This is a genomic window from Hymenobacter gelipurpurascens (assembly GCF_900187375.1).
GTDB lineage: Bacteria > Bacteroidota > Bacteroidia > Cytophagales > Hymenobacteraceae > Hymenobacter > Hymenobacter gelipurpurascens.
The window spans coordinates 219,171-245,809 of sequence record NZ_FYEW01000002.1; the positions used below are offsets into that span (position 1 = coordinate 219,171).

24 protein-coding genes are annotated in these 26,639 nt (G+C 56.9%); 16 read left to right on the forward strand and 8 right to left on the reverse strand.

The features are described from left to right. The first annotated feature begins 107 nt into the window (after nt 1-107). The gene (locus CFT68_RS12700) at nt 108-1,277 is read left to right on the forward strand and encodes a ribonuclease D (protein ID WP_088843932.1); all 1,170 of its coding nucleotides are present in this window, start codon (nt 108-110) and stop codon (nt 1,275-1,277) included. A gap of 81 nt (nt 1,278-1,358) precedes the next feature. On the opposite strand, the gene aceA is transcribed toward CFT68_RS12700, so the two are convergent. Beyond that, nucleotides 1,359-2,645 carry an isocitrate lyase gene (gene aceA / locus CFT68_RS12705; RefSeq protein ID WP_088843933.1) on the reverse strand — a complete coding sequence of 429 codons (1,287 nt, stop codon included), beginning with the start codon at nt 2,643-2,645 and terminating at the stop codon, nt 1,359-1,361. Between the two features lie 134 nt (nt 2,646-2,779). Beyond that, nucleotides 2,780-4,411: a malate synthase A gene (aceB, locus tag CFT68_RS12710; protein WP_088843934.1), complete on the reverse strand. Its 1,632-nt coding sequence runs from the start codon at nt 4,409-4,411 to the stop codon at nt 2,780-2,782. Nucleotides 4,412-4,753: 342 nt separating this feature from the next. Here aceB and CFT68_RS12715 point away from each other — a divergent pair, with 342 nt between their 5' ends. Further along, nucleotides 4,754-6,238: a helix-turn-helix domain-containing protein gene (locus CFT68_RS12715; RefSeq protein ID WP_088843935.1), complete on the forward strand. Its 1,485-nt coding sequence runs from the start codon at nt 4,754-4,756 to the stop codon at nt 6,236-6,238. Between the two features lie 144 nt (nt 6,239-6,382). Then, nucleotides 6,383-7,444 carry an endolytic transglycosylase MltG gene (gene mltG, locus CFT68_RS12720; RefSeq protein ID WP_170934788.1) on the forward strand — a complete coding sequence of 354 codons (1,062 nt, stop codon included), beginning with the start codon at nt 6,383-6,385 and terminating at the stop codon, nt 7,442-7,444. Between the two features lie 17 nt (nt 7,445-7,461). Here the strand turns inward: mltG and CFT68_RS12725 are convergent, their stop codons facing one another. Beyond that, nucleotides 7,462-8,958, reverse strand: a complete 1,497-nt coding sequence (locus CFT68_RS12725) for a hypothetical protein (RefSeq protein ID WP_088843937.1) — start codon at nt 8,956-8,958, stop codon at nt 7,462-7,464. Nucleotides 8,959-9,069: 111 nt separating this feature from the next. On the opposite strand from CFT68_RS12725, the gene dtd reads away from it, so the two are divergent. Continuing rightward, entirely contained in the window at nt 9,070-9,516 is a 447-nt protein-coding gene (gene dtd, locus CFT68_RS12730; protein WP_088843938.1) for a D-aminoacyl-tRNA deacylase, read from the forward strand. 47 nt (nt 9,517-9,563) lie between these two features. Continuing rightward, nucleotides 9,564-9,890: a nucleotide pyrophosphohydrolase gene (locus tag CFT68_RS12735; protein WP_088843939.1), complete on the forward strand. Its 327-nt coding sequence runs from the start codon at nt 9,564-9,566 to the stop codon at nt 9,888-9,890. 112 nt (nt 9,891-10,002) lie between these two features. On the opposite strand, the gene CFT68_RS12740 is transcribed toward CFT68_RS12735, so the two are convergent. Together CFT68_RS12740 and gcvT are read right to left on the reverse strand one after the other, a co-directional pair. After that, complete coding sequence (locus tag CFT68_RS12740) at nt 10,003-10,716, reverse strand: 2-phosphosulfolactate phosphatase (protein ID WP_088843940.1); 714 nt, start codon at nt 10,714-10,716, stop codon at nt 10,003-10,005. A 130-nt stretch (nt 10,717-10,846) separates the two neighbouring features. Further along, nucleotides 10,847-11,953 carry a glycine cleavage system aminomethyltransferase GcvT gene (gene gcvT, locus CFT68_RS12745; protein ID WP_088843941.1) on the reverse strand — a complete coding sequence of 369 codons (1,107 nt, stop codon included), beginning with the start codon at nt 11,951-11,953 and terminating at the stop codon, nt 10,847-10,849. Nucleotides 11,954-12,285: 332 nt separating this feature from the next. Here gcvT and CFT68_RS12750 point away from each other — a divergent pair, with 332 nt between their 5' ends. Genes CFT68_RS12750 through CFT68_RS12760 form a run of 3 tightly spaced genes read left to right on the forward strand, consistent with a single transcriptional unit; the run spans nt 12,286 to nt 14,731 of the window. Next, entirely contained in the window at nt 12,286-12,651 is a 366-nt protein-coding gene (locus CFT68_RS12750; RefSeq protein WP_088843942.1) for a CZB domain-containing protein, read from the forward strand. A gap of 37 nt (nt 12,652-12,688) precedes the next feature. Then, nucleotides 12,689-14,242 carry a sensor histidine kinase gene (locus CFT68_RS12755; protein ID WP_088843943.1) on the forward strand — a complete coding sequence of 518 codons (1,554 nt, stop codon included), beginning with the start codon at nt 12,689-12,691 and terminating at the stop codon, nt 14,240-14,242. A gap of 45 nt (nt 14,243-14,287) precedes the next feature. After that, nucleotides 14,288-14,731, forward strand: coding sequence for a response regulator (locus CFT68_RS12760; protein WP_088843944.1), 444 nt, complete (start codon nt 14,288-14,290; stop codon nt 14,729-14,731). 143 nt (nt 14,732-14,874) lie between these two features. On the opposite strand, the gene CFT68_RS12765 is transcribed toward CFT68_RS12760, so the two are convergent. Beyond that, nucleotides 14,875-15,450: a ribonuclease HII gene (locus CFT68_RS12765; protein WP_088843945.1), complete on the reverse strand. Its 576-nt coding sequence runs from the start codon at nt 15,448-15,450 to the stop codon at nt 14,875-14,877. A gap of 118 nt (nt 15,451-15,568) precedes the next feature. After that, entirely contained in the window at nt 15,569-15,811 is a 243-nt protein-coding gene (locus CFT68_RS12770) for a hypothetical protein (RefSeq protein WP_088843946.1), read from the reverse strand. Between the two features lie 437 nt (nt 15,812-16,248). On the opposite strand from CFT68_RS12770, the gene CFT68_RS12775 reads away from it, so the two are divergent. From CFT68_RS12775 to prfB, 8 genes are all read left to right on the forward strand, one after another. After that, nucleotides 16,249-16,824 (forward strand): NUDIX domain-containing protein, encoded by a 576-nt coding sequence (locus tag CFT68_RS12775; RefSeq protein WP_088843947.1) that lies wholly within the window; start codon nt 16,249-16,251, stop codon nt 16,822-16,824. 64 nt (nt 16,825-16,888) lie between these two features. After that, a complete protein-coding gene (locus tag CFT68_RS12780; RefSeq protein WP_088843948.1) occupies nt 16,889-17,698 on the forward strand; it encodes a lysophospholipid acyltransferase family protein in 810 nt (269 codons plus the stop codon). Nucleotides 17,699-17,734: 36 nt separating this feature from the next. Beyond that, nucleotides 17,735-18,022, forward strand: a complete 288-nt coding sequence (gene gatC / locus CFT68_RS12785; protein ID WP_088843949.1) for an Asp-tRNA(Asn)/Glu-tRNA(Gln) amidotransferase subunit GatC — start codon at nt 17,735-17,737, stop codon at nt 18,020-18,022. 3 nt (nt 18,023-18,025) lie between these two features. Then, nucleotides 18,026-21,082 (forward strand): hypothetical protein, encoded by a 3,057-nt coding sequence (locus tag CFT68_RS12790; RefSeq protein WP_088843950.1) that lies wholly within the window; start codon nt 18,026-18,028, stop codon nt 21,080-21,082. A 12-nt stretch (nt 21,083-21,094) separates the two neighbouring features. Further along, complete coding sequence (locus tag CFT68_RS12795; protein WP_088843951.1) at nt 21,095-21,817, forward strand: ABC transporter ATP-binding protein; 723 nt, start codon at nt 21,095-21,097, stop codon at nt 21,815-21,817. A gap of 100 nt (nt 21,818-21,917) precedes the next feature. Next, nucleotides 21,918-22,466, forward strand: coding sequence for a cob(I)yrinic acid a,c-diamide adenosyltransferase (locus tag CFT68_RS12800; protein ID WP_088843952.1), 549 nt, complete (start codon nt 21,918-21,920; stop codon nt 22,464-22,466). Between the two features lie 142 nt (nt 22,467-22,608). Then, the gene (locus tag CFT68_RS12805; RefSeq protein ID WP_088843953.1) at nt 22,609-23,673 is read left to right on the forward strand and encodes a branched-chain amino acid aminotransferase; all 1,065 of its coding nucleotides are present in this window, start codon (nt 22,609-22,611) and stop codon (nt 23,671-23,673) included. A gap of 128 nt (nt 23,674-23,801) precedes the next feature. Next, nucleotides 23,802-24,879, forward strand: a protein-coding gene (gene prfB / locus CFT68_RS12810) for a peptide chain release factor 2 (RefSeq protein WP_141106543.1) whose coding sequence is annotated in 2 segments (ribosomal slippage) — nt 23,802-23,861 and nt 23,863-24,879 — 1,077 coding nt in all. Because the reading frame shifts where the segments join, the coding sequence is not laid out codon by codon here. A gap of 101 nt (nt 24,880-24,980) precedes the next feature. Here the strand turns inward: prfB and CFT68_RS12815 are convergent. Next, on the reverse strand, nt 24,981-26,639 hold the full coding sequence (locus CFT68_RS12815; protein WP_088843954.1) for a SusD/RagB family nutrient-binding outer membrane lipoprotein: 1,659 nt from the start codon (nt 26,637-26,639) through the stop codon (nt 24,981-24,983).

The window sequence follows — 26,639 nt, forward strand, 5'->3', positions numbered from 1 at the left end:
CTTGCACCTCCCATATTGGTTTTGCCCCGCCCTGCTGACTACCTTTACCAGCGCGGCCCTTTGCAGAAAGAGCGCTGCTGGACTATTTCCGCCTATTCTACTTGTGAATGCCTGATCTCCACTACCTGACCACCGCCGCGCAGGTGCAGCAGCTTGCCGATGCGTTGCGCAACTCCCCTCGTATCGCCATCGATCTGGAATTTGACGATATGCGCCACCGTTACGGGCGTAACCTGGCGCTGATCCAGCTCTTCGATGGCCAGACAGCTTACCTGCTTGATCCGCTTCCACTCACCAACCCAGCGCATGAGCTGGAGCCGTTGTGGGCAATCCTGCGTGACCCCGCCGTGGAGAAGATTTTCCACAGCTGCAAGTCAGATATTCTGCTGCTTGATGAACTCTACAGTGTGCATGTTCGTCACATCACCGATACTAGTGTACAATATACATTGTTAGCAGAAGCCGACAATAATATTTCGCTAGGAAGATTGATTCAGAGCGAGTTAGGCATTGAAGTAGACAAAGGCGAGCAAAAATCAAACTGGCTGAAACGTCCGCTTACGGAGGCCCAGAAGGAGTACGCCGCCAATGATGTAATCTACCTATTTGAGCTGGCCGACCGCCTGAGCGCCAAGCTGGCCGCCTTGGGCCGCACAGAATGGGCGGAGCAGGAAAATGCTGCGCTGGAGGAAGTGCGCTATGTGCGCGATGAGCGCCCCTACATGCGCAATGCCGGCAAATTCCGGATTCTGCCCAACGAGCTGCCCTTGTTCCGCGACCTATACATGCTCCGCGACCAAGTGGCCCGTGAGCTGGACCGGCCGCCCTACATGATCTTTGCTAACGAGCGCCTGGCCGAGCTGGTGCGCGACACTCCTCGCTCTGCTAACGACTGGAAGAACGCCCGTGGTCTGCACCCCGAGCTCAAGCGTACTCCCTATATTGACCAGCTGGTAGCGCTTTCCCCGGAAAACTTTGTGGCGCGCCCCGAGCCGCCCCAGACCGGCGAGCAGCGCCGGTTTCCGTTCCGTCGGCGCCTCTCCGGCGAAAAAGCAGCCCAGGCCGATGCCCGCGAGCAATTGCTCATGCAACTGAAAACGCACATCACAACGGATGTGAATGGCTTTGTGGCTAACCTGGTCTTGTCCAACCGGCTCATTGCTGATATAGTAGAAATGGGGGCAGAACAAACGCTCCGCCCTTGGCAGAAAGCCATCCTGCGCGAAGCTGCCCAAAGCCACAACCTCGACTACTCTCTGATTTCAGCGCCTTTCTAGGCTAGTAACATAAGCCCGAAGCGCAAATAGCCCCAACGATTGTTGGGGCTATTTGCATTTTAAAAGAGGCCTAGGCCAGTATTAGTGCTGAAATTGAGCTTCCTCGGTAGAGCCCACCAGCGCGCCTGTGCTGGATTTGCCGGCCGACACGATGTTCTGCACTGCATCAAAGTAGCCAGTGCCCACAAACGCTTGGTGCTTCACGGCCTTGAAACCCTGCTTCTGCAGCGCAAACTCGCGCTCCTGCAGCTCCGAGTAGCCAGCCATGCCCCGGTCGCGGTAGGCCACGGCTAGCTCGAACATGCTAGTATTGAGGGCATGGAAACCGGCTAGCGTGATGAACTGGAACCGGTAGCCCATGGCCGCCAGCTCTTCCCGGAAGGTTTCCATCTGCTCTTTGCTGAGCTTGCTGGCCCAGTTGAACGAAGGAGAACAGTTGTAGGCCAGTAGCTTACCGGGAAATTTGGCATGAATGGCTTCGGCGAACTGCCGGGCCTGGCCTAGGTCGGGCGTGGAAGTTTCCATCCAGATCAGGTCGGCGTAGGGCGCGTAGGCCAGTCCGCGGGCAATGCCGGCTTCTACACCGCACCGCACCCGGTAAAACCCTTCGGGGGTGCGCTCAGCTTCCTGCAGAATGAAAGGCCGGTCGCGCTCATCTACGTCGGCCGTGAGTAGGTCGGCGGCATCGGCATCGGTACGGGCCACAATGAGGGTAGGCACACCTAGTACATCGGCAGCCAGCCGCGCCGCTACCAGCTTGTTAATGGCCTCTTGCGTAGGCACTAGCACTTTGCCGCCCAGGTGCCCGCACTTCTTGGCCGACGAAAGCTGATCCTCAAAGTGCACGCCCGCGGCACCGGCTTCAATCATCATCTTCATCAACTCAAAGGCATTCAAGTTGCCCCCGAAACCGGCTTCGGCATCGGCTACAATCGGGGCCATCCAATGCACATTGCCCTCTCCCGAAACACTCTGAATCTGGTCGGCACGCAGCAGCGCGTTGTTGATGCGCTTTACCACGGCCGGCACACTGTCGGCGGGGTACAGGCTTTGGTCGGGGTACATGTGGCCGGCGTTGTTGGCATCGGCCGCTACCTGCCAGCCGCTGAGGTAGATGGCCTGGAGGCCCGCCTGTACTTCCTGAATGGCCTGGTTGCCGGTGAGGGCGCCTAGGCCACTTACATAGCTTTCCGTGTGCAGCAACTTCCACAGCCGCTCAGCACCTTGCCGGGCCAGCGAATACTCAATCTGGACGGAGCCGCGCAGTTTCAGGACATCGGCGGCAGTGTAAGGACGCGCTATACCGCTCCAGCGCGGATTTGTGGCCCAGTCTTGTTGCAATGCGGTAATGCGGTCCTGCTTGTTCATGGGAGTAAGGGTTGAATGGATGTTGAGTTGAGGGCAAGGCTCTGCCAGGCCAGCTAAAAAAGTGGCCTAGAGCAAGCATAATGAAGTAAAAGGGAGAGGCTAGGGCGCGGGAAACGCAGGGCCCGCTTTCCTCTCTAGGCCAGTTGGTCGTAGGCCGGCACCGTCAGAAACTCGATGAATTTTTCACTCATCACGAGCTTATCAAAGAGGCGGGCGGCCTCCAGGTAGCGGCCGGTGGCGTAGGCCTCATCTCCTACCAACGCCTTGATTTTCTCCAGCTGCCCTGGCACCAAAGAGCGGTACAGCTCCACCGTCACGGGTCGGCCATCCTCCAGCGTGGTACCGGGCGTGTGCACCCACTGCCACACCTGCGCCCGGCTGATTTCGGCAGTGGCAGCGTCTTCCATCAGATTATAAATCGGGACGCAGCCGTTGCCACGTAACCACGATTCGAGGTATTGCACGGCCACATCAATATTGAGCTTCAGGCCTTCTTCCGTGATGTGGCCTACGGGCGCTTTCAGCAGATCCGCGGCCGACACGTGGAGGTCTTCGCGCTTGTTCTCAATCTGATTGGGCTGGGGCATTAGCTCATCGAATACGGCCATAGCCACCGGTACCAGGCCGGGGTGCGCCACCCAAGTGCCGTCGTGGCCGTTGCGGGCCTCGCGTACTTTGTCCTGCCGAACTTTCTCCAACGCCGCCTCATTGGCTTCGGGGTCGTTTTTGATGGGAATCTGGGCGGCCATTCCTCCCATGGCGTGCACGCCGCGCTTGTGGCAGGTCTGAATCACGAGCTGCGAATAAGCCGCCATAAACGGCACCGACATCGTCACTTCAGCGCGGTTCGGAAGGCGAAACTCCGACTTCAGGCCAAGCCGCTTGATGTAGCTGAAAATATAGTCCCAGCGGCCGCAGTTCAAGCCGGCGGAATGCTCACGCAGCTCATACAGGATTTCGTTGAGCTCGAAAGCGGCCGGCAGCGTTTCAACCAGCACGGTGGCTTTAATTGTGCACTTCGGCATTTTTAATGACCATTGGGCAAAGCCAAATACGTCGTTCCAGAGGCGCGCTTCCAGGTGGCTTTCCAGCTTGGGCAGGTAGAAATAAGGCGCCGTGCCTTGGGCGCATAGCTCGTGGGCGTTGTGAAAAAAGTACAGCCCGAAATCGAACAGCGCCCCGCTCACTGGCTCACCGTCTACCAGCATGTGCTTTTCCAGCAGGTGCCAGCCGCGGGGGCGCACCATTAGTACAGCGGTTTTCTCGTTCAGCTTATACTCTTTCTGCGGCGTGGAAACCGAAATAGTCCGTCGCACCGCGTCGCGTAGGTTGCGCTGGCCCTCCACCACGTTGGCCCAGGTAGGCGAGTTAGAATCCTCTAGATCAGCCATGAACACCTTGGCCCCGGAGTTCAAGGCATTGATAATCATTTTGCGCTCTACCGGGCCGGTTATTTCCACGCGGCGGTCCTGCAGATCCGGCGGGATGGGCGCCACTGTCCATGGCTTCTCCCGGATGAGGCGGGTTTCGGGCAGAAAGTCAGGCAGGATGCCAGCCTCTAGCTCCTGTTGCCGCACTTCCCTTCGAGCCAGCAGTTGCTGCCGTGTCTGGTCGAAGCGGCGGTGTAGTTCCGCCACAAACGCCAGGGCCGAAGGGGTCAGGATTCCCGCGTATTCGAGCGAATAATCGCCTAGTATTTTGACGCGCTCCGGAGTCAGGTACTTGGCTGGCTTTACTGCCAATTCGGGTTCACTAAAAGGAGACATACGCTACAAGTTGGAAGTGGCTGAATAAGAACCTTTTCAGATTATCTATTCCAAACATACGTAAGCGAATTTCAAATAACAAGCGAATATTCGCTAAATATTTAAAATCGCTAACCACGCCAAGTTTGCAGGTCTTTGAATTTAGTACTTGCTTGCCAGCTAGTTTGGCTTGTATCAGGCGTTCTAGTGCTAGTAGCCGTTAGGATAAAGTGTGTTTGCGTGGCCTAGGCCACTATATCTCGTTTTTATGCCTTTGGCGCACACACCTTATCTCGCAATAATCCCGAGTGCTGGCTAAAGCCAGCTAGCCATTTCTCTCCTCTGCCTTCAGTTTCTGCTTATATGTTGAGTCACAGCCAAGTTGTCCGGTTGATTTTCGGATTAAAGCTTCGCGAGCTACGCCAGGAACGCGGCTATACTCCCGCCGAGCTGGCCCGTGCCTGCGACGTTTCGGTGTCGTACCTCAATGAGATTGAGAAGGGAAAAAAGTACCCCAAGGCCGATAAGATTCTGAGCTTGAGCAAAGTGCTGGGCGTCACGTACGACCAGCTCACGTCGCTCACGCTTAGCCGCCGGCTGGAGCCTATTTCCGAGCTTCTGCAGTCTGATTTGTTGAAGGAGTTTCCACTGGAGATGTTTGGGCTTGATCCGCTGCGGATTGTGGAGCTCATTGCCGATGCGCCGGCCAAGATGAACGCATTTATCAGCACGCTCTTTGAAATTGCCCGCAACTACGAGATGCGCCAGGAGCATTTTTTCCTGGCCGCTCTACGCTCTTTCCAGGAGATGCAGGACAACTATTTTGAGGAGCTGGAGCAGGATGTGCGCACCTTCGTGGGTGAGCACAAACTGCAGCACGGCGCCCCCTTCGACCGCGCACAGCTAGCGCGCGTGCTGGAATCAAAGTATGGCTACACCCTCGACCGGACTACGCTGCAGGAACACACCAATCTGGGCCGTCTGCGGTCCGTATTCCAGCACAAAACCCGGCGCTTGCTGCTGCGCTCCGGGCTTACGGGGGCACAGGAAGGCTTTGTACTGGGCCGGGAGGTGGCTTTCAACTACCTAAATCTCAAGGAGCGCCCCTACGTGAATGCCACGTTCCCGGTACACTCCTTCGAGGAAGTGCTTAACAACTTCAAGGCATCGTACTTCGCGGGGGCACTGCTGATGGAAGAGGAATTGTTGGTGCGGGACCTGCAACGGTTTTTTGCACACAAAAAGTGGGAACCAGCTTTGCTGCTGGAGTTGCTCACGAAGTATGATGTGTCGCCGGAGATGTTTATGCAGCGCATCACCAACCTGCTGCCCCGCCATTTTGGACTGCAAAGCCTGTTTTTCCTGCGCTTCGACCAAGCCAATGCCTCTTCTGTCTATAAGCTGACGAAGGAGCTGCACCTCTCCCGCCTCCACAACCCGCACGGCAATGAGCTGCACGAGCACTACTGCCGCCGCTGGATTTCGCTGCGCCTGATTGCCGATCTGCGTCAGCAACCCGTGACCGACGCACCCAACTTCACGCTGGGTGCCCAACGCTCCCACTACCCCAACGGCGACGAGTACCTGTGCCTCACGCTGGCCCGCGCCGGCGACGCTACCGAGCCGGCCGTAAGCGTGACTGTAGGCCTGCTCTGCGACGATAACCTGCGCCAAAAAATTCGTTTTCTGGATGATCCGGCCATTGTGCAGAAGGAAGTAAACGAAACCTGCGAGCGGTGCACCATTCTGGATTGCGAAGTGCGCGCGGCGGCACCTGTCGAAATTGAACGTCGGCAGCGTCAGCAGCAGTTAGAGGAATCGGTAGCGGCGCTGGTAAACGGCGGATAGCCTACCGGGCAGCCCCTCGTCATTCCGAGCAGCGTGAGGAATCTGGGAAGTGGCCTAGAAGCTAACCCAGATTCCTTGCGCTGATTGGAATGACAGTTCCGGAATAACTGTCCAATTTTATCCACAGGCCCATTTCATCGTCTTTTGCCTGATTACAAGAAACCTTCGTTGTTGCGGCGCCTGCTGTGGCCTATACTTTCGGCGCTGCTAGCCGTACTGGCTGTAGGCCTGGGCGCGGCTTGGTACGTGCTCTGGAAGCCCAACGTGCACACCTCGGCATTCGGGCCGGCCTACCTCTATATCCGAACAGGCTCGGGCTTTGCGGCGGTGCAGGACTCCTTGCGCAAGTATGAGCTGCTACGGGATGAAGATACCTTCGAGTGGCTGGCGCGGCAACGCAACTACCCGGCCCAGGTGCGCGCCGGTCGGTATCTGCTTACGCCCCAGCTCAGCAATTCGGCGCTGCTGGATATGCTTATGCAAGGCGAGCAGGACACGGTGGCGTTTGTGCTCGATGCCTTCAAATACAAGCCCCAGCTGGCCCGCCAGGTTGCGCGGCAGCTGGAAACCGACTCTGTAGGCCTACGCCGCTTGCTACAGGATAACCGCTTTCTGCGACAGCAGTACCAGCTGGATACTACCACCATCCTGACGATGTTTCTGCCTGGCCCCTACCGGTTGCTCTGGAACACCTCGGCCCGGCAGTTTCTGGATTCGGCTGCCGCCACGCACCGGCGGTTCTGGAACCGGCAACGCCAGCAGCGCGCCGACTCGCTAGGCCTCTCTCCTGCTGAGGTGCACGTGCTGGCCAGCATCGTGCAGCGCGAAACCTCCATGAAAGAAGATAAGCCCATTATTGCGGGGGTGTACCTGAACCGGCTGCAGCGCGGCATGCGCCTCCAGGCCGACCCCACGCTGCTCTGGGCCATCGGCAACTTTGGGGTGAAGCGAGTGCTGAACAAGGACAAGCTCGTGGACTCGCCCTACAACACGTACAAGCACAAGGGCCTGCCGCCTGGCCCTATCACCTCGGCCAACCGCCAAAGCCTGGATGCCGTGCTGAAGCCGGCCGCGCACAAATACGTTTTCTTCTGCGCCCGCCCCGACCACAGCGGCTATTCTGACTTCGCCGAGACGTACGCGCAACACAAGCAGAATGCTCGTCGCTACCAGCATATGCTGGACAGCATGCGCATTTTGCGGTAAATGCTCCGCGTACCTGTCTACAGTTTTAGCAGGCGCAGTTGCAGCGTATCCTGTAGCGTGGCCCGCTGCCGAGCCAGCGTTTCCTCATAGTCTAGGCCAGTGTACTCGGAATGCTCCAGAAACAGCAAGGGCGAGGTAAGCAGCGGCTCCGGCCACGCCGCCACCGGCCGCTGACGACGCAACGAATCAAAGGGCAGCACGCCGGCCACGCGGTAGTAGTCATCGAGTAGCAGATACTGATATCCCCGCTTGCGCAAGGCGGCAAGCTGTTGCGTCTGGGTAATGGGCAGTACGGTATCGGAGGCTAAGCGGAAGGGCGCCAGGCCCAGGCCTACGGTACTGGCTACTTTGCCGACTTGGTGCTGGTGTAGCCAGGCGGCTACCTGTGGGTAGTGTGTAGGCCTGTAGGCAAACACTTCCTGCTGCAAACGGAACCCGTTCCAGGCCACGGCACCCAGCACCAGCGCCACAACCACACCGCTGGGTAGGCGCTGCCGCATGCTCAGAAATGCCAATGTATAAAACAGCGGATACGCCCATAGCAAGCCACGGGGTGCTTTCAGTAGCAGCGTCATGCCAGCCAGCAAACAACCACCCCACACCAGCAGGTACCACGGTAACGGCAGCAACTGCCGGCGCCTAGGCCACTCGCGGCGTAGCTGCCAGAGCCCCAGGCCTGCTCCCAACCATAGCAGCGGCGACTCGAACTGCCAGAGAAACCGCAGGTAGTATAGTCCATCGAAATGCACCGTAGTAGTCCGACCGGCAGCATTGGCGGCATCAGGAAAAGCTACTTTGTAATAGATGGCCGGCCACAGATACCAAGGCAAACCAGCTGCTACGCCCACCGCCCCCAGCACCAGATACGGCGCCAGCAGCAGCGCCAATACCCGCCACAGGTTACCGGGGCGCCAGAGCAGCCCATCGGCCTGCCATAGTTCCAGCACCGCCAGAATGGGCAGCGTCAGAATGAATTTGTAGTTGAAACAGAGGCCAGCCATCAGCCAGAGCGTGGCACGCAGCAACGTAGCGCGGCTGGGGCGCTGCAACCGGTGGTAGTAGGCCTCCAGCAGCCCAAAGAAGCACCACAGGCTGCCGGCACTCATGGTAAAGTCGCGGCCGGAGAACGTCAGGAAGACGGAGGTGCCCACGAAAAGTGTGAGTAGCGCAACTTGAGCTCCGGAAAGGCGCATCTGGTGGCCTACGAACCGCGTGAGCTGGCCCAGCGCCGCCATGGCCAGCAACGCGTTCAGGTGCTGAAATACCCGAAAATCAGAAGTCAGCCATGCCACCGGCGCATACACCAAGGCAAAGCCGGGGCTACCATGATGGAAAAGGTGGCGCAGATTGCCGTAGGCCACTTCCTGCACAATCTGCCAGTTCCGAACGGAGTCGTAGTCGGGCAGGGCTATTTCGCGCAGGCCGTGCAGGCGCACCGCCGCCACGGCCGCCAGGGCCAGCAGCCACCAAAGGTTGGGGTTCGGTAAAGGAATGTCGTTCTTCGTGGCCGCCATGCGCGAGTTGGAGCGTGCGGCGAAGTACGGTAATATCCGCTGAAACCAGCAGTGCACCGGGCTTTTCTGTACCTATCGGGCCAATAGTTTCACTTAGTATTTTCTGAGAATATGCGCACTGTAATTCAGCGCGTCCGGCACGCCAGCGTCAGTGTAGATGGCCGCGTGACCGGGCAAATAGGGTCGGGCCTGCTGGTGCTGGCCGGCTTCGCCCCCGACGATGACACCCGCCGCCTCGACTGGATGGCCCGCAAGCTGGTGCAGCTTCGGATTTTCTCGGACGAAGAAGGCAAAATGAACCGCTCGGTGCAGGATGTGGCTGGTCAGGTGTTGGTCGTGAGTCAGTTTACGCTGCTGGCCGCTGCCCGCAAAGGCAACCGCCCCAGCTATACCGGGGCTGCGCCGCCGCCCATTGCCATTCCGCTATATGAGCAGTTTGTGCAAATGCTGGAGCAGCTCCTAGGCCAGTCCGTACCTACCGGGGAATTTGGGGCCGACATGCAGGTGGAGCTCCTCAATGATGGCCCTGTCACGATTGTGCTGGACTCGCCGGAATAAACTGGCTGAAACCTGTACTGCTCAAATTATCCTTCCCTACTTGCCTCATGACTATCGAAGAAGCCCAGCAAACCGTTGACCAGTGGATTAAGACAACCGGCGTCCGGTATTTCAACGAGCTGACCAACATGGCTATGCTCACGGAAGAAGTGGGCGAGGTAGCCCGCATTATTGCCCGCCAGTACGGCGAGCAGTCATTCAAGGAATCGGATAAGGACAAAGTACTGGCTGATGAGCTGGCCGATGTGCTGTTCGTGGTAATCTGCCTCGCCAACCAAACCGGCGTCGACCTGACAGCAGCCCTACAAAGCAACCTCGACAAAAAGACCAAGCGCGACGCCGACCGCCATCAGCAAAACGAGAAGCTACGCTAGGCCACTAAACTGTCATTCCGAACACTGGGAGGAATCTGAATCAATCGTTAAAGATTACATCCAGATTCCTTCCAGTGTTCGGAATGACAGGTTTGGCGGCTCTCTAACTGGCCTAGGCCACTTCAATTCGGCCGTTGCGGAACACGGGTACTATGTTGTACTCATCCTCGCGCACACAGAACTCCATGTCCTTGTGCGATTCCAGGCTGTTGAGGCGGCGCACGTGAGAGGATTTCAGCAGGTAGCCGGCCACATCGGGCTGGGCCACTTGCCAGAGGTCAAGCGCCGCCAAGGTAGCGTCGGAGCTGCTGACGTCGAACTCCTGCGCTAGGCGGTAAGCCAGTGCTCCGCCAAACAGCGTGTCTTCGAGGCAGAATTTCCCCTTCCAGCCAGCACACACAACCACTACATCCTTCTGCTGCTGACGCAGGAAATCGGCCACGGCACCCAGGTTTAGGAAGGCGCCTACCACCACGTGATCCGCTCCTGTTGATAGGTGCAGGGCGCGCGTGCCATTGGTGGTGGTAATGGCTACAGCCCGGCCGCGCACCGGAACCAGCCCGTCGAGGTAGCCAAAGGGAGAGTTCCCCAGATCTACGTTTTCAGCCTGCCGACCGTCGCGCTCAGCGGCCGTCAAATACCCTTCGCTTGCCATAGCCCGGCACGCCTCCAGCTCGCTGAATGGCACCATGTGCGTCACGCCCTGCGCTAGGCCAGTCACGATGGACGACGACGCCCGCAGAATATCTACTACCACGGCTACCCGGCCGGACAAGTCATAGAGGGGCAACAGCTCCGGGGAAAAACAGATATCGATGGATGGCATCAAGGGCAAGTAGTAGAGTTAAAAATAGACCGTCATGCTGAGCTTGCCGAAGCATCTCTACCGAACGTAACTGTGCGGTAGAGATGCTTCGGCAAGCTCAGCATGACGGTCTGTTGTATTTCAGAGCAGCTTACGCTTCTTCCGTGCCGGGCACGAAGGGCAGCTTCACTACTGTAGCAGGCTGGTTTTTGCCCCGAATCTGGACGAAAATTTTGCTGCCGGGCGCGCTCAATGCTGTATTCACGTAGCCCAGGCCAATGCCTTTGCTCAGGCTCGGCGACTGGGTGCCGCTGGTTACATCGCCTATTTTCTCGCCCGCTTCATTTACCAGCTCATAGTGGCCGCGCGGAATGCCGGGCCCGTCCATCAGGAAGCCTACCAGCTTGCGCTCTACACCGGCTTCCTTCTGCTTCTTGAGGCTTTCGGAGTTGGTGAAGTCCTTCGTGAATTTCGTAATCCAACCCAGGCCAGCTTCCAGGGGCGAGGTTTCATCAGTGATGTCGTTGCCGTAGAGGCAATAGCCCATTTCCAGGCGGAGCGTGTCGCGGGCACCCAGGCCGATGGGCTTCAGGCCGAATGGCTTGCCAGCTTCCATCACCTTGTCCCATACTTGCTGAGCCGACTCGTTCGGTACATACAGCTCGAAGCCGCCGGCGCCAGTATAGCCCGTAGCCGAAATAATGACATTGGGCGCTCCGGCAAACGTACCCTGCACGAACGAGTAGTATGGAATGCTCGTCAGGTCGGTCTCGGTGAGGCTTTGCAGAGCCTGAATGGCTTTGGGCCCCTGCACCGCAAACAGGCTGATGGTGTCCGACACATTCTCCATCTCGGCGCCCTGGGTGTTGTGCTCCTGTATCCAGTTCCAGTCTTTCTCGATGTTGGACGCGTTTACTACCAGCAGGTAGTCTTCTTCGGCCAGCTTATACACCAGCAAATCGTCTACGATGCCGCCCTGGCTGTTAGGCAGGCAGGAATACTGGGCTTTGCCGGGCTGCAGCTTGCTGGCGTCGTTGCTGGTTACGCGCTGAATCAGGTCGAGGGCCTGGGGGCCGCGCACCCGAAACTCGCCCATGTGCGATACGTCGAAGATGCCCACGGCCCGGCGCACGGTGTGGTGCTCGTCCAAATCGGAGGAGTAGCGCACGGGCATGTTGTAGCCCGCGAAAGGCACCATTTTGGCACCTAGTTGCTGGTGCACATCATTCAACGGAACGGTTTTGAGGTCTTCGGCCATCAGAAAGTGGGTGGGAGGAAAAAGAAGAAAAGGTAAACCAACAGGTGGCCTAGAGTAACTGTGGAGCTTCTCTGTGCCGTATACGTGGTGGCTTGCGCGTGCAAAAGAACCGTGTAGGCCAGTTCCCTGGCTACTACACACTCGCCAGCAGCAGGCTGCCGGGCGAAATTAGCCAATTCCGCTTGGCACCCGGCTACTGGCCTGCTGTTATCTTTGTTTAGGCTGTGGCCGAGCCAAAGGCGTACACGCCGATTGATTCTCTTTCCTTCTGTATTTCCCCGTGGCCTGCTGGTGGGTTAGCAGCCAGTAGCGGTCTTTTATTTCCGTCTGTTATGAATGACGAGCTCAAACAGGATTTCGATTCTGCCCTCGTAAAGCATTTGTTGTTTAAGTCTAAACTGCGCTCCTTTCTCTACGGCAGCGGCATCAGCGAAAGTCCTATCCGCGACCCGGAAGCCTGTATCTTCGGGCAATGGATTACGAATGTGGTGCTGAAGCAGTACGCGTATCTGCCCGAAAGCCATGAGCTGAACCGCCAGCATATCCGGGTGCACCAGGTGGCCAACCGCTTAATGGATTTGCACCAGCAAGGCCACCCAGATGAGGCAAAGGAAGGCTTGTCCGAAGTCAACCTGCTTGCCGACCACATTACCCAGCTCCTGCGTACGATAGAGCAAAAAGTCCGGGCTGCGCGCTAGGCCACCCAGTGCCTCATTTTTCACCCTGTTTTCCTGCATGAAGCTCCGCCTTTCTACCAAACTCTTCGCTGGCTTTGTGGCCATCTCAGTGCTGTTTGCGGCCGTGGCGGTTATCAACTACCAGCTTTCGCGCAAGGTGCTGCGCAACTCCCAGCGGGTAGAACGGTCTCAGCGCATCACCGGCGAATCGACCACGCTGCTGCGCAACATCATTGATATGGAAACGGGGTTTCGGGGGTTTCTTCTCCTAGGCGACGAAACGCTGTTGGAATATTATTACGAAGGCGAGCGGAACCTGCTAGGCCGGTTTGCCCAGTTGCGCAATGAGTTGCCACTCAATACACCACAGTACAACCGCATGCTGAGGGCCCAACGGCTCTACCAGCAATGGACAGCCTACTCCCACTTGCTGATCAGTGAGAAGCGCGAGGCCCTGCGCCGCAACCCCCGCCAGATTGCGCTGGAGGGTCTGGAGCACCGCAACCTCACATCGGGCCTCACGGGCAAAGTCCTCATGGACCAGATCAGGGTGGTATTTGCGGCCTTCGAGAAGGAGGAAAACAGCATTCGTATGGCCCAGCGCCAGAAGCTGCAGGACAGCATTCGGGAAACCCGGATTCTGTCAGTGGGCATTACCCTGGTTACTATTTTCCTGGGCCTGCTGTACGCTTCTTACCTGGTTCGGCAGCTTTCCCGGCGTATCAGAGGCATGGTGACCCTCTCGCGCAGCATCGCCGACGGCGACTATACCACAACCGTACTGGACACGGAACAGGACGAGTTGACGGAGCTAGCCGACTCGCTAAACGTGATGTCGAATACCATTGACGGCACCATTACGCAGCTGGAGCGCCGCAATCAGGAACTCGATCAGTTTGCTTACGTGGTATCGCACGATTTGAAAGCGCCCCTGCGCGGCATCGAGACGGCCTCCCGCTGGATTGAGGAAGACATGGGCCGGGAGCTGCCAGAGCACATTCGGGAGTTTCTGCTGCTGATGCGTACGCGGGTAGGCCGCATGGAAAACCTCATTAGTGGAATTCTGGAGCTCGCGCGTGTAGGCCGCACCAAACAAGCCGAGGAGCGGGTAAATGTGCGGGAGCTACTTCAGGAAATTCTGGATTCCTTGGCGCCGCCCGAGGGCTTTAAGGTAGAGCTGCCCAGCTATTTACCTACCATCACTACCAACCGCGTGCAGCTACAGCAGGTCTTCAGCAACCTTATCAGCAACGCGCTCAAATATCACCACCAGCCGGAGCAGGGCCTCATCCGGATTGGCTGCCGCGAAGAGCGGGGGCAATTTATGTTCTCGGTGCAAGACAATGGCCCTGGGATTTCGCCGGAGTATCATGAGCGCATTTTCGTCATTTTCCAGACCCTCACGGAGCGTGATACGCTGGAAAGCACGGGCGTAGGCCTAGCCATCGTGAAAAAAATAGTGGAGCGCCGCGGTGGCACCATTCGCGTAGAATCGGCTGAGGGACAAGGGGCCACCTTCCTGTTTACATGGCCGAAGGAGAAGCCCCGCCGGACCGAATTCCGTTCCGAAGGGGCCGTGTTGCCGGTGTCTAATGCCCAAATTCAACAGTAGCTCGTATACAAGCCTGCTTTTCGACTTATTTTCCGTTTCCGCCCCATGACCAGCGACGCTATCCAACCCAGCATTCTGCTCGTCGAAGACGACCAGATGGATATTATGAATGTGCAACGCGAGCTGCGTAAGCACAACATCGAAGTTCCTCTACACATTGCCCGTAATGGCCGTGAGGCCCTTAGCCTATTACGCGGCGAAGACGGCAAAACAGCTATTCCGAAGCCCAGCGTGGTTATGCTCGATATCAACATGCCTCGCATGAATGGCCTAGAGCTGCTGGAAGTCTTGCGTTCCGACCCCGACTTTGTAGGCCTCAACGTCTTCATCACAACTACCTCGGACCTGGAAACCGACCGTTTTAAAGCACAGGACCTGGCCGTGAGCGGCTACATCATCAAACCACTAAGCTTTGACAGCTTTGGCGAAGGCGGTACCACCGTTGATGGGTTCAGCCTGTTCCTGGATTTGCTGCAGCTCAAAAGTTAGGCCACTGGCCTAGCCCATCCCACTGGCCTAGCCCTCAACTTGTCTCAAAAGCCCTTACTTCTAGTTATCAAGAAGTAAGGGCTTTTCGTTTGTAGTGATCTTGTAAGCAAGGCGTAGTGTCTCCAGATATTCAGAAACGCCCCTTATAATAATCGAAAGCCCATCCGATGGTGCTCCGTCGGGCCATGGTCGCGGATGGCGGCGCGGTGCTGCACGGTGGGGTAGCCGGCATTTTGCTCCCAGCCATAGTACGGGTACTCGGCGGCCAGCTCGCACATACGGTCATCGCGGAAGGTTTTGGCCAGCACAGAGGCGGCCGCAATGGAGCGGTACAGTCCGTCGCCGCCAATAATGCAGGTGTGCGGCAGCGTAGGATGCGGACGAAAGCGGTTGCCATCTACCAGCAAATGCGTGGGCACCTGGCTAAGCTTTTCTACCGCGCGGTGCATTGCCAGGTAGCTGGCCTGAGCAATATTGATACTGGCTATTTCATCGGGCGAGGCTTCCGCCACGGCCCAGGCTATGGCCTCTTGGCAAATTTCCGTGCGTACTAGTTCCCGCCGGCGGGCGGTCATCTGCTTGGAGTCGTTGAGGAATTGCGGAGCAAAATCGGGAGGTAGGATAACAGCCGCCGCAAAAACGGGCCCGGCTAGGCAGCCTCGGCCCGCTTCATCGAGGCCCGCTTCCAATGGTTGGCCGGTATAAGTAGCAAGTAACATGGCAGCAAAGGTACAGGAAGCCTCCCCGAAGTGGTCTAGGCACCCACAGGAAAAGGGCCTCCCCGGCAGCCGCAGCAACCGGAGAGGCCCTTTATAGGCACTGTGTTCGTTAGTCTGATTAGTGGCTACCGGCCGTAGAACCAGCTTCGGGGCCATCATTGGAGCCCCGGCGGTTGCCTTGCTTATCACGTGGGCCTTCGTCTAAGGCTTCGTCTTCATCATTGGTAACATACACATTGGTAATGGGGCCTAAGCCACCCGTGTTCTGGGCCAGCTCTGATTCAGCCTGGGCATGTTTCAGATTGAAGAGCGGATCGCCGGGTTGGTTTTGGGCTGATTGGTTTTTTGACTGATTGGCCATAGAGCATACAGCACCGACCGGAATGTGAACGGTCGATTAGCCTCTGATACGCGCCTCATGCCGCCGAGGTTGGTTCCGCAGCCACATAGGATTTGGGGATTGTAGGCCAGTACCCAAACCGCTATAACGCAAAAAAGCCGCTGCCCAAGGCAGCGGCTTTTTTTGTGTGTTGGCCGGCAAATTCATTCATCCACCCTACTCCTTTGCCAGCAGCAACACAACGCAGTAGAAGCCTTCCTTTCCATTAACCCTACGTGCGTCATTTATTACTGATACAAATGTATAGCAGCGCCTCCCTACCTATTTGCACTACTTGACCAACTGACCAACTTTGCCGGCCAATTGCCCTTCTTTCCCGACCGAAGCCCGAGAAAAGCAGGCGAGAAATGGAATGCGCCGTACCTTTGCCTACCTGCACCACAAGCTATTTCTTGCTTATGTCCAATCAGCATTTATCCGATTTAGACGAATCCCACAATCCGTGGCAAACGCATAGCAGCGAGGTACTCTACGAGAACCCCTGGATACGCGTGCGGGAAGACGAGATTACAAACCCAGCTGGCAACCCCGGAATCTATGGCGTAGTCTCCATGAAAAACAAGGCCTTAGGCATTATCCCGGTTGATGCGGACGGCAACACCTGGCTCGTAGGCCAGTTCCGGTACACCCTGAACGAATACTGCTGGGAAATCCCGATGGGCGGCGGCCCGGTAGAACTGGATATCTTGGAATCGGCCCAACGGGAGCTGCGGGAAGAAACCGGCATCACGGCCCACCGCTGGACCAATATTGCGCGCCTGCATACGTCCAACTCCGTGACGGATGAGGAAGGCTTTGTATTCCTGGCCCAGGACCTGGAGTTTGGCGAACATGAGCCGGAGGAAACCGAAGATCTGCGCGTCTGGAAACTGCCACTTTCGGAAGCCGTTGAAATGGTCATGAACAACCGCATCACCGATGCCATCAGCGCAGCAGGCTTGTTGAAGGCGGCTCGTCTGTTAGATATTCGCTAGGCCACTGCCGGGCCTGCGGCCCGTTTTGCGCCGTTAGTCGCTCATCCGTCCTACCTTTGTGGCTATGCGCCGCTTGCTTCGTTTTCTAGGCCACCGTCTGTACACCACTTGGGCAACCTTCTGGTTTGTGCTGCCTTTTGTGCTGACGTATCCGCTGCAGTGGCTGCTGAGCCGACAGAAGCGGCACCGTTTGCTGCACATGGTTAACCGAGGCTGGAGCATTTTCTCCATCCGGATGTGGGGCGTGCCCGTCACGATTATCAAGAAAAGCCCGCTCCCGCCTAGCCAGACCTGCGTGTATGTAGCCAATCATGGCTCTTACATTGATATCATGCTGCTGTTTAAGGCCATACCAGGTTTCCTGAATATGGTAGGTAAAAGCGCCCTGGCAGAAGTCCCGGCCTGGGGGCCCATCTTCGGCGGAGCATACATTACGGTCAACCGGGAAAACGCCATCAGCCGGGGCCGCTCTATGGTGGCCGCCCGCCGCAGTCTGGAAGCAGGCCGCTCGGTCGTGTTCTTTCCGGAGGGTACCATCTCGCCCAAGCCCGGCGAAGAAATGGTGCCTTTCAAGGAAGGGGCTTTTCAACTGGCCATTGCTGCCGGCGTACCCATCGTTCCGATTAGTATGCCGCTGAACCACCGGTTCATGCCGGATGTAAAAGGATCATTACGAGTGCGCTATTCGCCGCTGAAGCTCGTTATGCATGAGCCGATTCCGACCACCGGGCTTACGCAGGCAGATGCCGTAGCCTTGAAAGACCGGGTCTACGATATCATCAAAAGCGAATTTCTGCCGGAAGCGGCCGGAATTCCGGAGGCCAGCACCTGGCGCAAGCCAACAAACCAATCCAACAAAAAGCAACTGGCCTAGCCCAGCCTCTACCCTACTCTTTAATTCTCTCTTGCTTTGAGCACCGATCTAGCCACCCTGCGCAAACTGGCCCACCTGGCCCGCCTAGAATTCGACGAAAACAAAGAGCAGCAGATGCTCGGCGACCTGAACAAAATTCTCGACTGGGTTGATCAGCTGCGCCAGCTCGATACTTCTGATGTGGAGCCGCTCGTTCATCTTTCGCAAGAAATCAACGTGCTCCGGCCCGATGAAGCCCACAACACCGTGAGCCATCAGGAAGGATTGCGCAATGCCCCGCGCAAAGACTCCGATTATTTCCGCGTCCCGAAAGTATTAGAATAACGGTTGCTACTTCCTCCCGCTTCCACCTCCTCCCGCTGGCGCGGACCGCTGGCGCTGCTTGCGCTTTTTACTGCACTGGCAGTAGGCTTGGCTGCCTGGAATTACTTCACGGGCCCCGACGAAGTGCTGCCTGTGCGGGCCGTAGCCCAGCTCACGCCGGTTCCTACCACGGTAGCTTCCGTGAGCGTAGGCCTGGCTGAGTTACCGGTGCAGGCCAATGGTTACCTGCTCACGCAAACCTACGATGTGGTCGGCCCTTATGTCCAGACTACGGCGGCCCTGCTGCTTGTAGGCCTGCTGGGGATAGCGCTTGCCTATTTCCTAGCCGCCGTCAGCACGCTGGCACGTCCGGCTTTTGTGGTGGGCATGGGCATGGTGATATTCCTGCTGATGTCGCTCAATGCCGACTTACTGGCCATTTTTAATGCCCGGCAGCAATATTTTCTGGTCCTGAGCCTGGCTTTGCTGGGCGGAGTGGCCTACGCCTTCCATGCGTTCTGGCCTACGGTGTCTTTCACTCGCCGACTACTGGTTCTAGGCGCACTGGTGGCTGCATTAGGCGGCCTGTTGTTTCTGCGCAGCCAATACCAGCCCGATGTAACGGCCTTGCACCTTACGGCTTTTTTCACGACAGCTGGAGCCGTAGCGGTGGCGCTGCTGGTAGTATGGGTGGCCTACGAGAGTATTCACGGTCTTCTTTGGCTGAATACGCAGGCAGAAACGCCCAGCGGCCGTTTTGGCCTCCTGCCTTTCTTACTCACGAGCCTGCTCTACCTGGGCACGCTACTGCTGTATTACTGGAATGAAGGCGAGCTGCTTATTCTGCCCGGCTGGCACCTAGATCCGTTGATATTGCTGATTCCGGCGGTGCTGATAGGCTGGCTGGGTCTCCAGCAGCGCAGCACTACCTATGCTCCCTGGGTGGCTTACTGGCCCGCAGCCAATTACCTCTATCTGGTGTTCGTGCTGCTGGCGGCCGGCGCCTTGGGCTATGCCTTTGCCACTGCCAACGACCCGTTTCTGGCCGCCGCCCGCGACTTTACGGCCTTGGCCTTCCTGGCTATCGGTACTGCCTTTTTGCTGTACGTGCTGGTAAATTTCGGGCCGCTGCTTCGGAAGAAGATGGCGGTGCACCGCGTGGTGTATGAGCCGCGGCGGTTTCCCTTTTATGCCATGTACTTGCTCGGCATCGTGGCAGTAGGAGCGGTAGAGCTGCGCAACAATTTTTATATAGCCGATCAGATTCGGGCGGCTTATTACAACAACCTCGGCGACCTGACCCGCTTGCAAAGCGAGCTTTCTCCTGAAGCCGATGGGCTGGCGCTACTGGCAGAGCGCTACTACGCCGAAAGCGACGACCTGGACCTACACAACCACAAAGCCAGCCTGGGCCGCGCAGCGCTTTACCGCTTCCGCCTGCAGCGCCAGAACGAAATTAACATCCTGCGCCGCGCACTGAGCCGTAGGCCATCTGAGAAGATTTCACTCCGCCTCGCTGCTCTCTACAATGAGCCCGCCGACTTTTTCGACCGTTTGGCAGTATTGCGCGAAGGCCTGAAAGCCTCGCCCCGCAGTGCCCGCCTCGCTAACGATCTGGCGCAACTGTACACGCGCTCCTCCCTCTCCGACTCGGTAACCTACTACCAGGCCCGTGCACAGGCCATGGCCCCGAATGACGCGGTTTTGCAGTCCAACCAGCTGGCCTACCAGATTCAACAGCAGCAATGGGCAGCCGCGCAGAAGCTAGCTGCTGATGCTACCCAGGCCAAAGACCCTGCCCTGCAGAGCAACCGCCTGCTTCTAGGCCACCTCACGCAACAGACCGTAGCTGGCGCTACGCCGGCCGTTGCTTCGCCAGAGCCTCTCACGCCGGCCGTGTTTGCTCAGCTTTACCACTACGCGCTAGGCCAAGCCACGCGCCGCGACACCAGCTTACTGCCTACTCTCAGCCAACTTGCTGCCCAACCAGAAAACGCTGCTTATGCTGATCAGCTGCAGTTTCTGCGGGCACTGTCTCAGCAGTATGGCGGCCGTCCGGTAGCGGCCCAGAGCATCCTTCGCCCGCTGGCTACCGGCTCTGGACCATCGGCGGCTTACTATCAAACAATACAAGGCCTCTGGCTGATGGACCAACGCCTCTATGCCGCAGCAGCTCCACGTTTGGCCGAGGCCACGCAAAACGGCTCCGTGCCGGCCGCGCTGCCTCAGGCCTACGCATTGGCTCTCAGCGGCCAGCTCGATTCTGCTCGTCGGGTGGTCACCTACTTACTCAAACAACCCCGGAGCCCGCAGGCCCGCCTCGCCGGAAACTTATATACGGTACTCCAGCCTGATTTTAAATCGGGGTACGCACAGGCATCTGACTCCCTAAAAGCACAATACCTGGTACTGCGCGGCGACGAGCTACCCGCTTCTTCTGATTTACTAGCACCTGCCGCCGACCTGCAACAGCCCGCGCCGCGTGAAGCCGCGTTACTAGCACAATTGCCCCGGGCCTTACGTGCAGGCCAGCAGGCCGCTGCCCAGGAGGCGGTCCGTCGCTTTGCGCCCGCCCCTGCTACCCGTTCTGCTCGCGCCTCCGCCTGGAACGTAGCTCGCGGCGAGCTACTGATTCGGTCTCAACAGTGGCCTAGCCTGCAGCAGCTCACGCAGCAGGCCTATCTGGTAGGCCCCGATGTGGCATGGAAGCGCTATTTCCAGGCCAAGCTGGCCGAAGCGAACAAACAACCTGAGCAAGCAGCTAAACTCTATGCCGCGCTAGTGCAGGAAACGCCTTTCGTGGAAAGCGGGATTCTGGCGGCAGCCAACTTCTACACGCAGCGTCAGGATTTCAACACGGCATACAACACCCTGCTGAAGGGAATTGAATACAACCCCGAGTCAACGGAGCTCCTGAAGGCCTACATTCTGGCGGCTATTCCGGTTGGTCTTACTGAATATGCAGCAGCTCCAATGGAACATTTAGGGGCTTTGCTTTCACCTGAGGAATATAGTACCTTTCGTACGAGGGTAGAAGCACAGCGCTCCGCGCAGGCTACCGCCAATGCCCCCTGGAACTAATCTGCCCTGGTTATGCTGAATCCTGTCATAGAGACTACTGACATTTCTAAGGTCTACCGCATGGGGACGGAGGAGATTCATGCCCTACAATCGGTATCCATTACCATTCAGCGCGGCGAGTACGTAGCCTTCATGGGCCCATCCGGCTCCGGAAAATCCACGCTGATGAATATCATTGGCTGTCTGGACACGCCCAGCAGCGGCCGTTACATTCTGAACGGCAAGGATGTCAGCAACATGACCGATAACCAGTTGGCCGATGTGCGCAACCGGGAAATTGGGTTCGTGTTCCAATCGTTTAACCTGCTGCCCCGCGCCACCGCGCTCGATAACGTGGCCCTGCCGCTCATTTATGCGGGCTATGGCAAATCGGAACGGCAGGCCATTGCCCACGAAGCGTTGCGTAGTGTAGGCCTGGCAGAACGCTCACTGCACCGGCCCAATGAACTCAGTGGCGGCCAGCGCCAGCGCGTAGCCATTGCACGCGCCTTGGTCAACAACCCCAGCATTATCCTCGCCGACGAGCCTACCGGCGCCCTGGATACGCGCACCAGCCATGAGATTATGGACTTGTTCGAGGCTCTCTATGCCAAAGGCAATACCATTATTATGGTGACGCACGAAGAGGACATTGCGCGCTACGCCCACCGCATTGTGCGTCTGCGCGATGGCCTCGTGGAGTCTGATACCATCAATCATGATGTCAACAGCCATCAGCAGTTGGTGAGCAAATAAGCTCACGTCATTTGGCAGCAGGCAACAGGATTACGATGGGGCCGCAACTTTTAGCCAAGCTGCCTGTCTCTGTAGTACTTTCTGTTTTACGTTCCTGCTTTTGAAAATCTATACCAAGACCGGCGACCAAGGCCTCACCTCCCTCATCGGCGGTACCCGCGTACCCAAATCCAGCCTGCGCATCGACTGCTACGGCACCGTAGATGAGCTCAACTCCTACATCGGCCTGGTGCGCGATCAGGAAGTAAATGCCGCTCGTAGGCCACTGCTGAAGGAAATCCAGGACCGCCTCTTCACCATTGGCTCCTCGCTGGCTTCCGATCCGGAAAAATCAAAGATGAAGATTCCGGATTTGCACGCCGAAGACATTGCGCTGCTGGAGCAGGAAATGGACCGCATGAATGAAACGCTGCCTGAGTTGCGCGTATTCATCTTGCCCGGTGGCCACCCTGCCGTATCATTTGCCCACGTGGCCCGGTGCGTCTGCCGGCGCGCAGAGAGGCTTGTTATCCACCTGCGCGAGGATTCGTTTGTGGCTGACCTCGTGGTCATGTACCTCAACCGTTTGTCTGACTACCTCTTCGTGCTCAGCCGCCAAATGGCCCACGAGCTAGGCGCCGAAGAAGTTAGCTGGAAGCCCCGGATGTAAGGAGAAGTCCCTCCGTTTTTCACCCCTCGATCTGCGGCTCGGCCGCCCCCTTTTTCCACCCCAAAACCAGCAGCGGGCTGCCGTCGTTTCAAGACTCCCGCCCGACGCTATTCGTTTCCCTTCCCACCCACCTCCTCCGCTTATGCTTGACACCCTCACTATCCAGACCCAGCGCACCAGCGCTTCGCGTCTGCCCGAAGTAGACTTCGACCATCTTGACTTCGGCAAGACCTTCTCCGACCATATGCTGGTAGTTGACTACCACGATGGCGAGTGGCAGGAGCCCCAGATTGTTCCTTTCGGCGACATGGCCGTAAGCCCGGCTAATTCTGCTCTGCACTATGGCCAGGCCATTTTCGAGGGCATGAAGGCCTACAAAAACGAGAAAGGCGAGGTATATATCTTTCGCCCTTCCGATAACTTACACCGCCTGAATGCTTCGGCCGAGCGCATGTGCATGCCTACGGTTCCGGAGGAGCTCTTTATGCAGGGCCTCACCCAGCTCCTGCGTCTGGACAACGAATGGATTCCGAGTTTTGCAGGCAGTGCGCTATACATCCGGCCCTTTATGTTTGCCACCGATGGCATGCTGGGAGTGCGTCCCTCCGACTCCTACCGGTTCATGATTATTACGTGCCCCGTAGGCCTGTATTACAATAAGCCGCTACGTGTGCGCTTCGAGGAGAAGTATGTGCGCTCTGCTGAAGGCGGCGCTGGCTTCGCTAAAAATGCCGGCAACTACGGTGCGGCCATGTACCCCACCAAGCTAGCGCAGCAGGAAGGCTACAACCAGCTCATCTGGACCGATGCTTCGGAACACCGCTACGTAGAAGAATCAGGCACCATGAACGCCATGTTCGTGATTGATGGCCGCGTGATAACGCCCGCGCTCAGCTCGTCTATTCTGGATGGCATCACGCGCCGCAGCGTGCTCCAACTGGCTCGCGACTGGGATATTCCGGTAGAAGAACGGAAGGTGTCTGCTCTGGAAATTCTGGCGGCTCAGGCCAATGGCACGCTGCAGGAAGCTTTTGGGGTAGGCACGGCCGCCACCATTGCTCCCATGTCGGTAATTGGCTATCAGGGTGAGGACTACCCCTTGCCCACTCCTCCGGCCAACGCCTTCTCTCACCGCGTTTCAGAAGCCCTGGCGGCTATCCGTAGTGGCCTAGCCCCCGACCCACACGGCTGGATGGTACGGGTATAACCATATCAAACAGGCCTAGCAAGTGGCCTACATAAATAATGAGGCCGGCTCCTGATGGAGCCGGCCTCATTATTTATGTAGACCTTTGAAGCATAACTATTCTTTTCATCATTCACATTTTTGTCCCGATGACCCACGAACAGGTGAAGGACTTGAAGGGCCGCGCTGAGGCCCTGAGGAGGTATCTTTGACTACGATAATCGTAAAGCACAAATAGTAGAAGCCGAGAAGCAAACCACCGCCCCCGGCTTCTGGGACGACTCCAAGAAGGCTGAGGCCGTCATGCGCGACATCAAATCCATCAAAGTGTGGACGGATGATTACGAAGCGGTTGAAAAGAAGCTCGGCGACGTAGAAGTACTCTACGACTTCTACCGCGAAGGCGACGTGACGGAACCGGAAATGCAACAGGAGTTCCAAGCCGCCGAGCAGGCCGTAGAGCGCTTGGAGTTCAAGCGCATGCTCTCCGATGAGGAAGACCAGTTTTCCGCCATTCTGGACATCAACCCTGGAGCCGGCGGCACCGAAAGCCAGGACTGGGCCGAAATGCTCATGCGCATGTACATCATGTGGGGCGAGAAGCAGGGCTTCACGGTACGCCAGGTAAGCTATCAGCCCGGCGAAGGTGGCGGCATTAAGTCGGCCTCGTTGGAAATAGATGGTCCGTTTGCGTACGGTTACATGAAAAGCGAAATCGGGGTACACCGCCTCGTGCGCATGTCTCCCTTCGATAGTAGTGGCCGGCGCCATACCTCATTTGCCTCCGTTTTTGCCTATCCGGTAATTGATGACACTATCAATATCCAGATAAACCCCGCCGACATTACCTGGGACACATTCCGGGCCGGCGGTGCCGGCGGCCAGAACGTGAATAAGGTTGAAACTGCTGTTCGTCTCACTCACGCTCCTTCAGGCATCATCATCGCGGTCCAGATTGAGCGTAGTCAGCTCATGAACAAGGAACACGCTTTGCGCATGCTCAAGTCGCGGCTTTACCAGATCGAAATGGACAAGCGAAACGCAGAACGGGCAGTGGTGGAAGCCGGCAAAAAGCGTATTGATTTTGGCTCCCAGATCCGCAATTACGTTTTGCACCCATACAAACTCATCAAGGACCTCCGCACCGGCATAGAGCGCACTGATGTACAGAACGTGTTGGATGGAGACCTGGAAGAGTTTATCAAAGGCTATCTGATGCAAAGCTAGGCCACTACATGTGCCTCTGATATACAGCATGCTCCACGCACTGCACATAAAAAAGGGCTACCCAGTTGGGTAGCCCTTTTTGTTTATCTACTGGCAGTGGTTTAGTCCACTACATCCCAGAAGATTTTGGTGAACTGCGTAGTCCCAGTTGGGATGTTGCCTTGGTTCGTGCTCACCTCGGTCTGTGGATACAGCAAACGCGTAGGCAGCTTGTCAGGACGTGGCGATGCAGAACGCGACGAAACCGTGAACTTAGGCAGCGCGGTACGACGATAATCGTCCCATGCTTCAGTGCTAGCAACGGTGTTCTCCGCCAGGTATTTCTGGTAGATGATAACCGACTGCTTACCCAATTCAGCACCTGCAGATATAGCAGCGTCATAGTCTACTAGTGGGTTGCCAACGTTGTCAGCAATATACTTCTCATAGGCCAGTACTACAGGGTTTGTAGAAGGCACCTGAGGAGTAGAAGCAGGGTTAGCTTCCAATGTAGTAGGAGCTGCGTTGCCAAGACGGTACGTCTGCAGGAACGAAGCCTTAATACCATCCAGGTAATCTACTTTAGCAGCAGCTTCACCACCCGTAAACAGACCACGCGTCTCTGCTTCAGCTTTGGAGAACTTATGTTCTGCCAACAGCATCAGAACAGTCGGGGCGTTAGCACCTCTGAGGAAAGTACCGCCAGCAGGATTATTGGCATTTGACACTAGGAAGCGCGAGCCAACAGTGGCATCGGTGGCAACGAAACGAGGAGGGCTAGTTTCACCTAGGTCGGTTCCAACATACTGAGGAACAGCTTTACCATCTACAGTACGCTTACCTACAGTGTAGAGCTGCGTAATGCGGGGGTCTTTGTTGCTTTCATACTGACGGATGATATAGTTTGTGGGCATCACAAAGCTATACTCCGAAGTAGGGTTAATTGCGCCAGGAGCGTAGCCGTAACGGGTGAAGAACGGGTTCTGCTGACCAGCGTTGGTGGAGTAGTTAGGCTGTACCACTACATCCGTGGTAATAAAGCCATCGGCAGCACTCTGCGTCTGCAGCGTAGCCATTTCACTCTTTACATAATCTTTTAGGCTAGGTACCTGCGACTCACGAAGCAGAATACGCAGACGCAGGCTGTTAGCAAACTGCTTCCAGCGCGACATAACGCCACCAAAGACAACGTCTTCAGAGCTTACCTTACGACCAGTAGCCGCAGCTGCATTGATATCAGCAACAGCACCTTTTAGCTGTACAACAAGGTCTTTATAGATGTCTTCGGCCTTATCATAGGTAGGAGTAGTGTTGCCAATACCCTGCAATGCATTCGTGTAAGGCACGTCACCATATTGGTCTACCAACAGTAGGTAGTTATACACCTTCATGATGCGCGCAATAGCCGCATGATTAGGGTAGCCATTTGCACTCCCATTTTGCTGAATGAGGTTATAGTCATTCAGGTTATCATAGGTGGTGTTAAACAGACCCGAGTAATAGTTAGTAGTATAGTTATACGTCTGCTCCGAAGAGAAGCCGCTAACTGTACCAGACTTACCCCAATAGCCTACAGCAAAGCTGGAATAGCTATTGTAGTTGTTCTCACCCAGGTTGCCATTGTAGTTGGCAGCCGTTGTAACCAGTGCTGTAGCTAGCTGAGCATCTGGAGTTACAGAGGTTTGTTGGTTAGGGTTATCATTGATGTCGAGGAACGACTCGCACCCAGTTGTCGCAGACGCAAGCGTTGCTGCCAACAGGACTCTTAAATGTACTTTCAT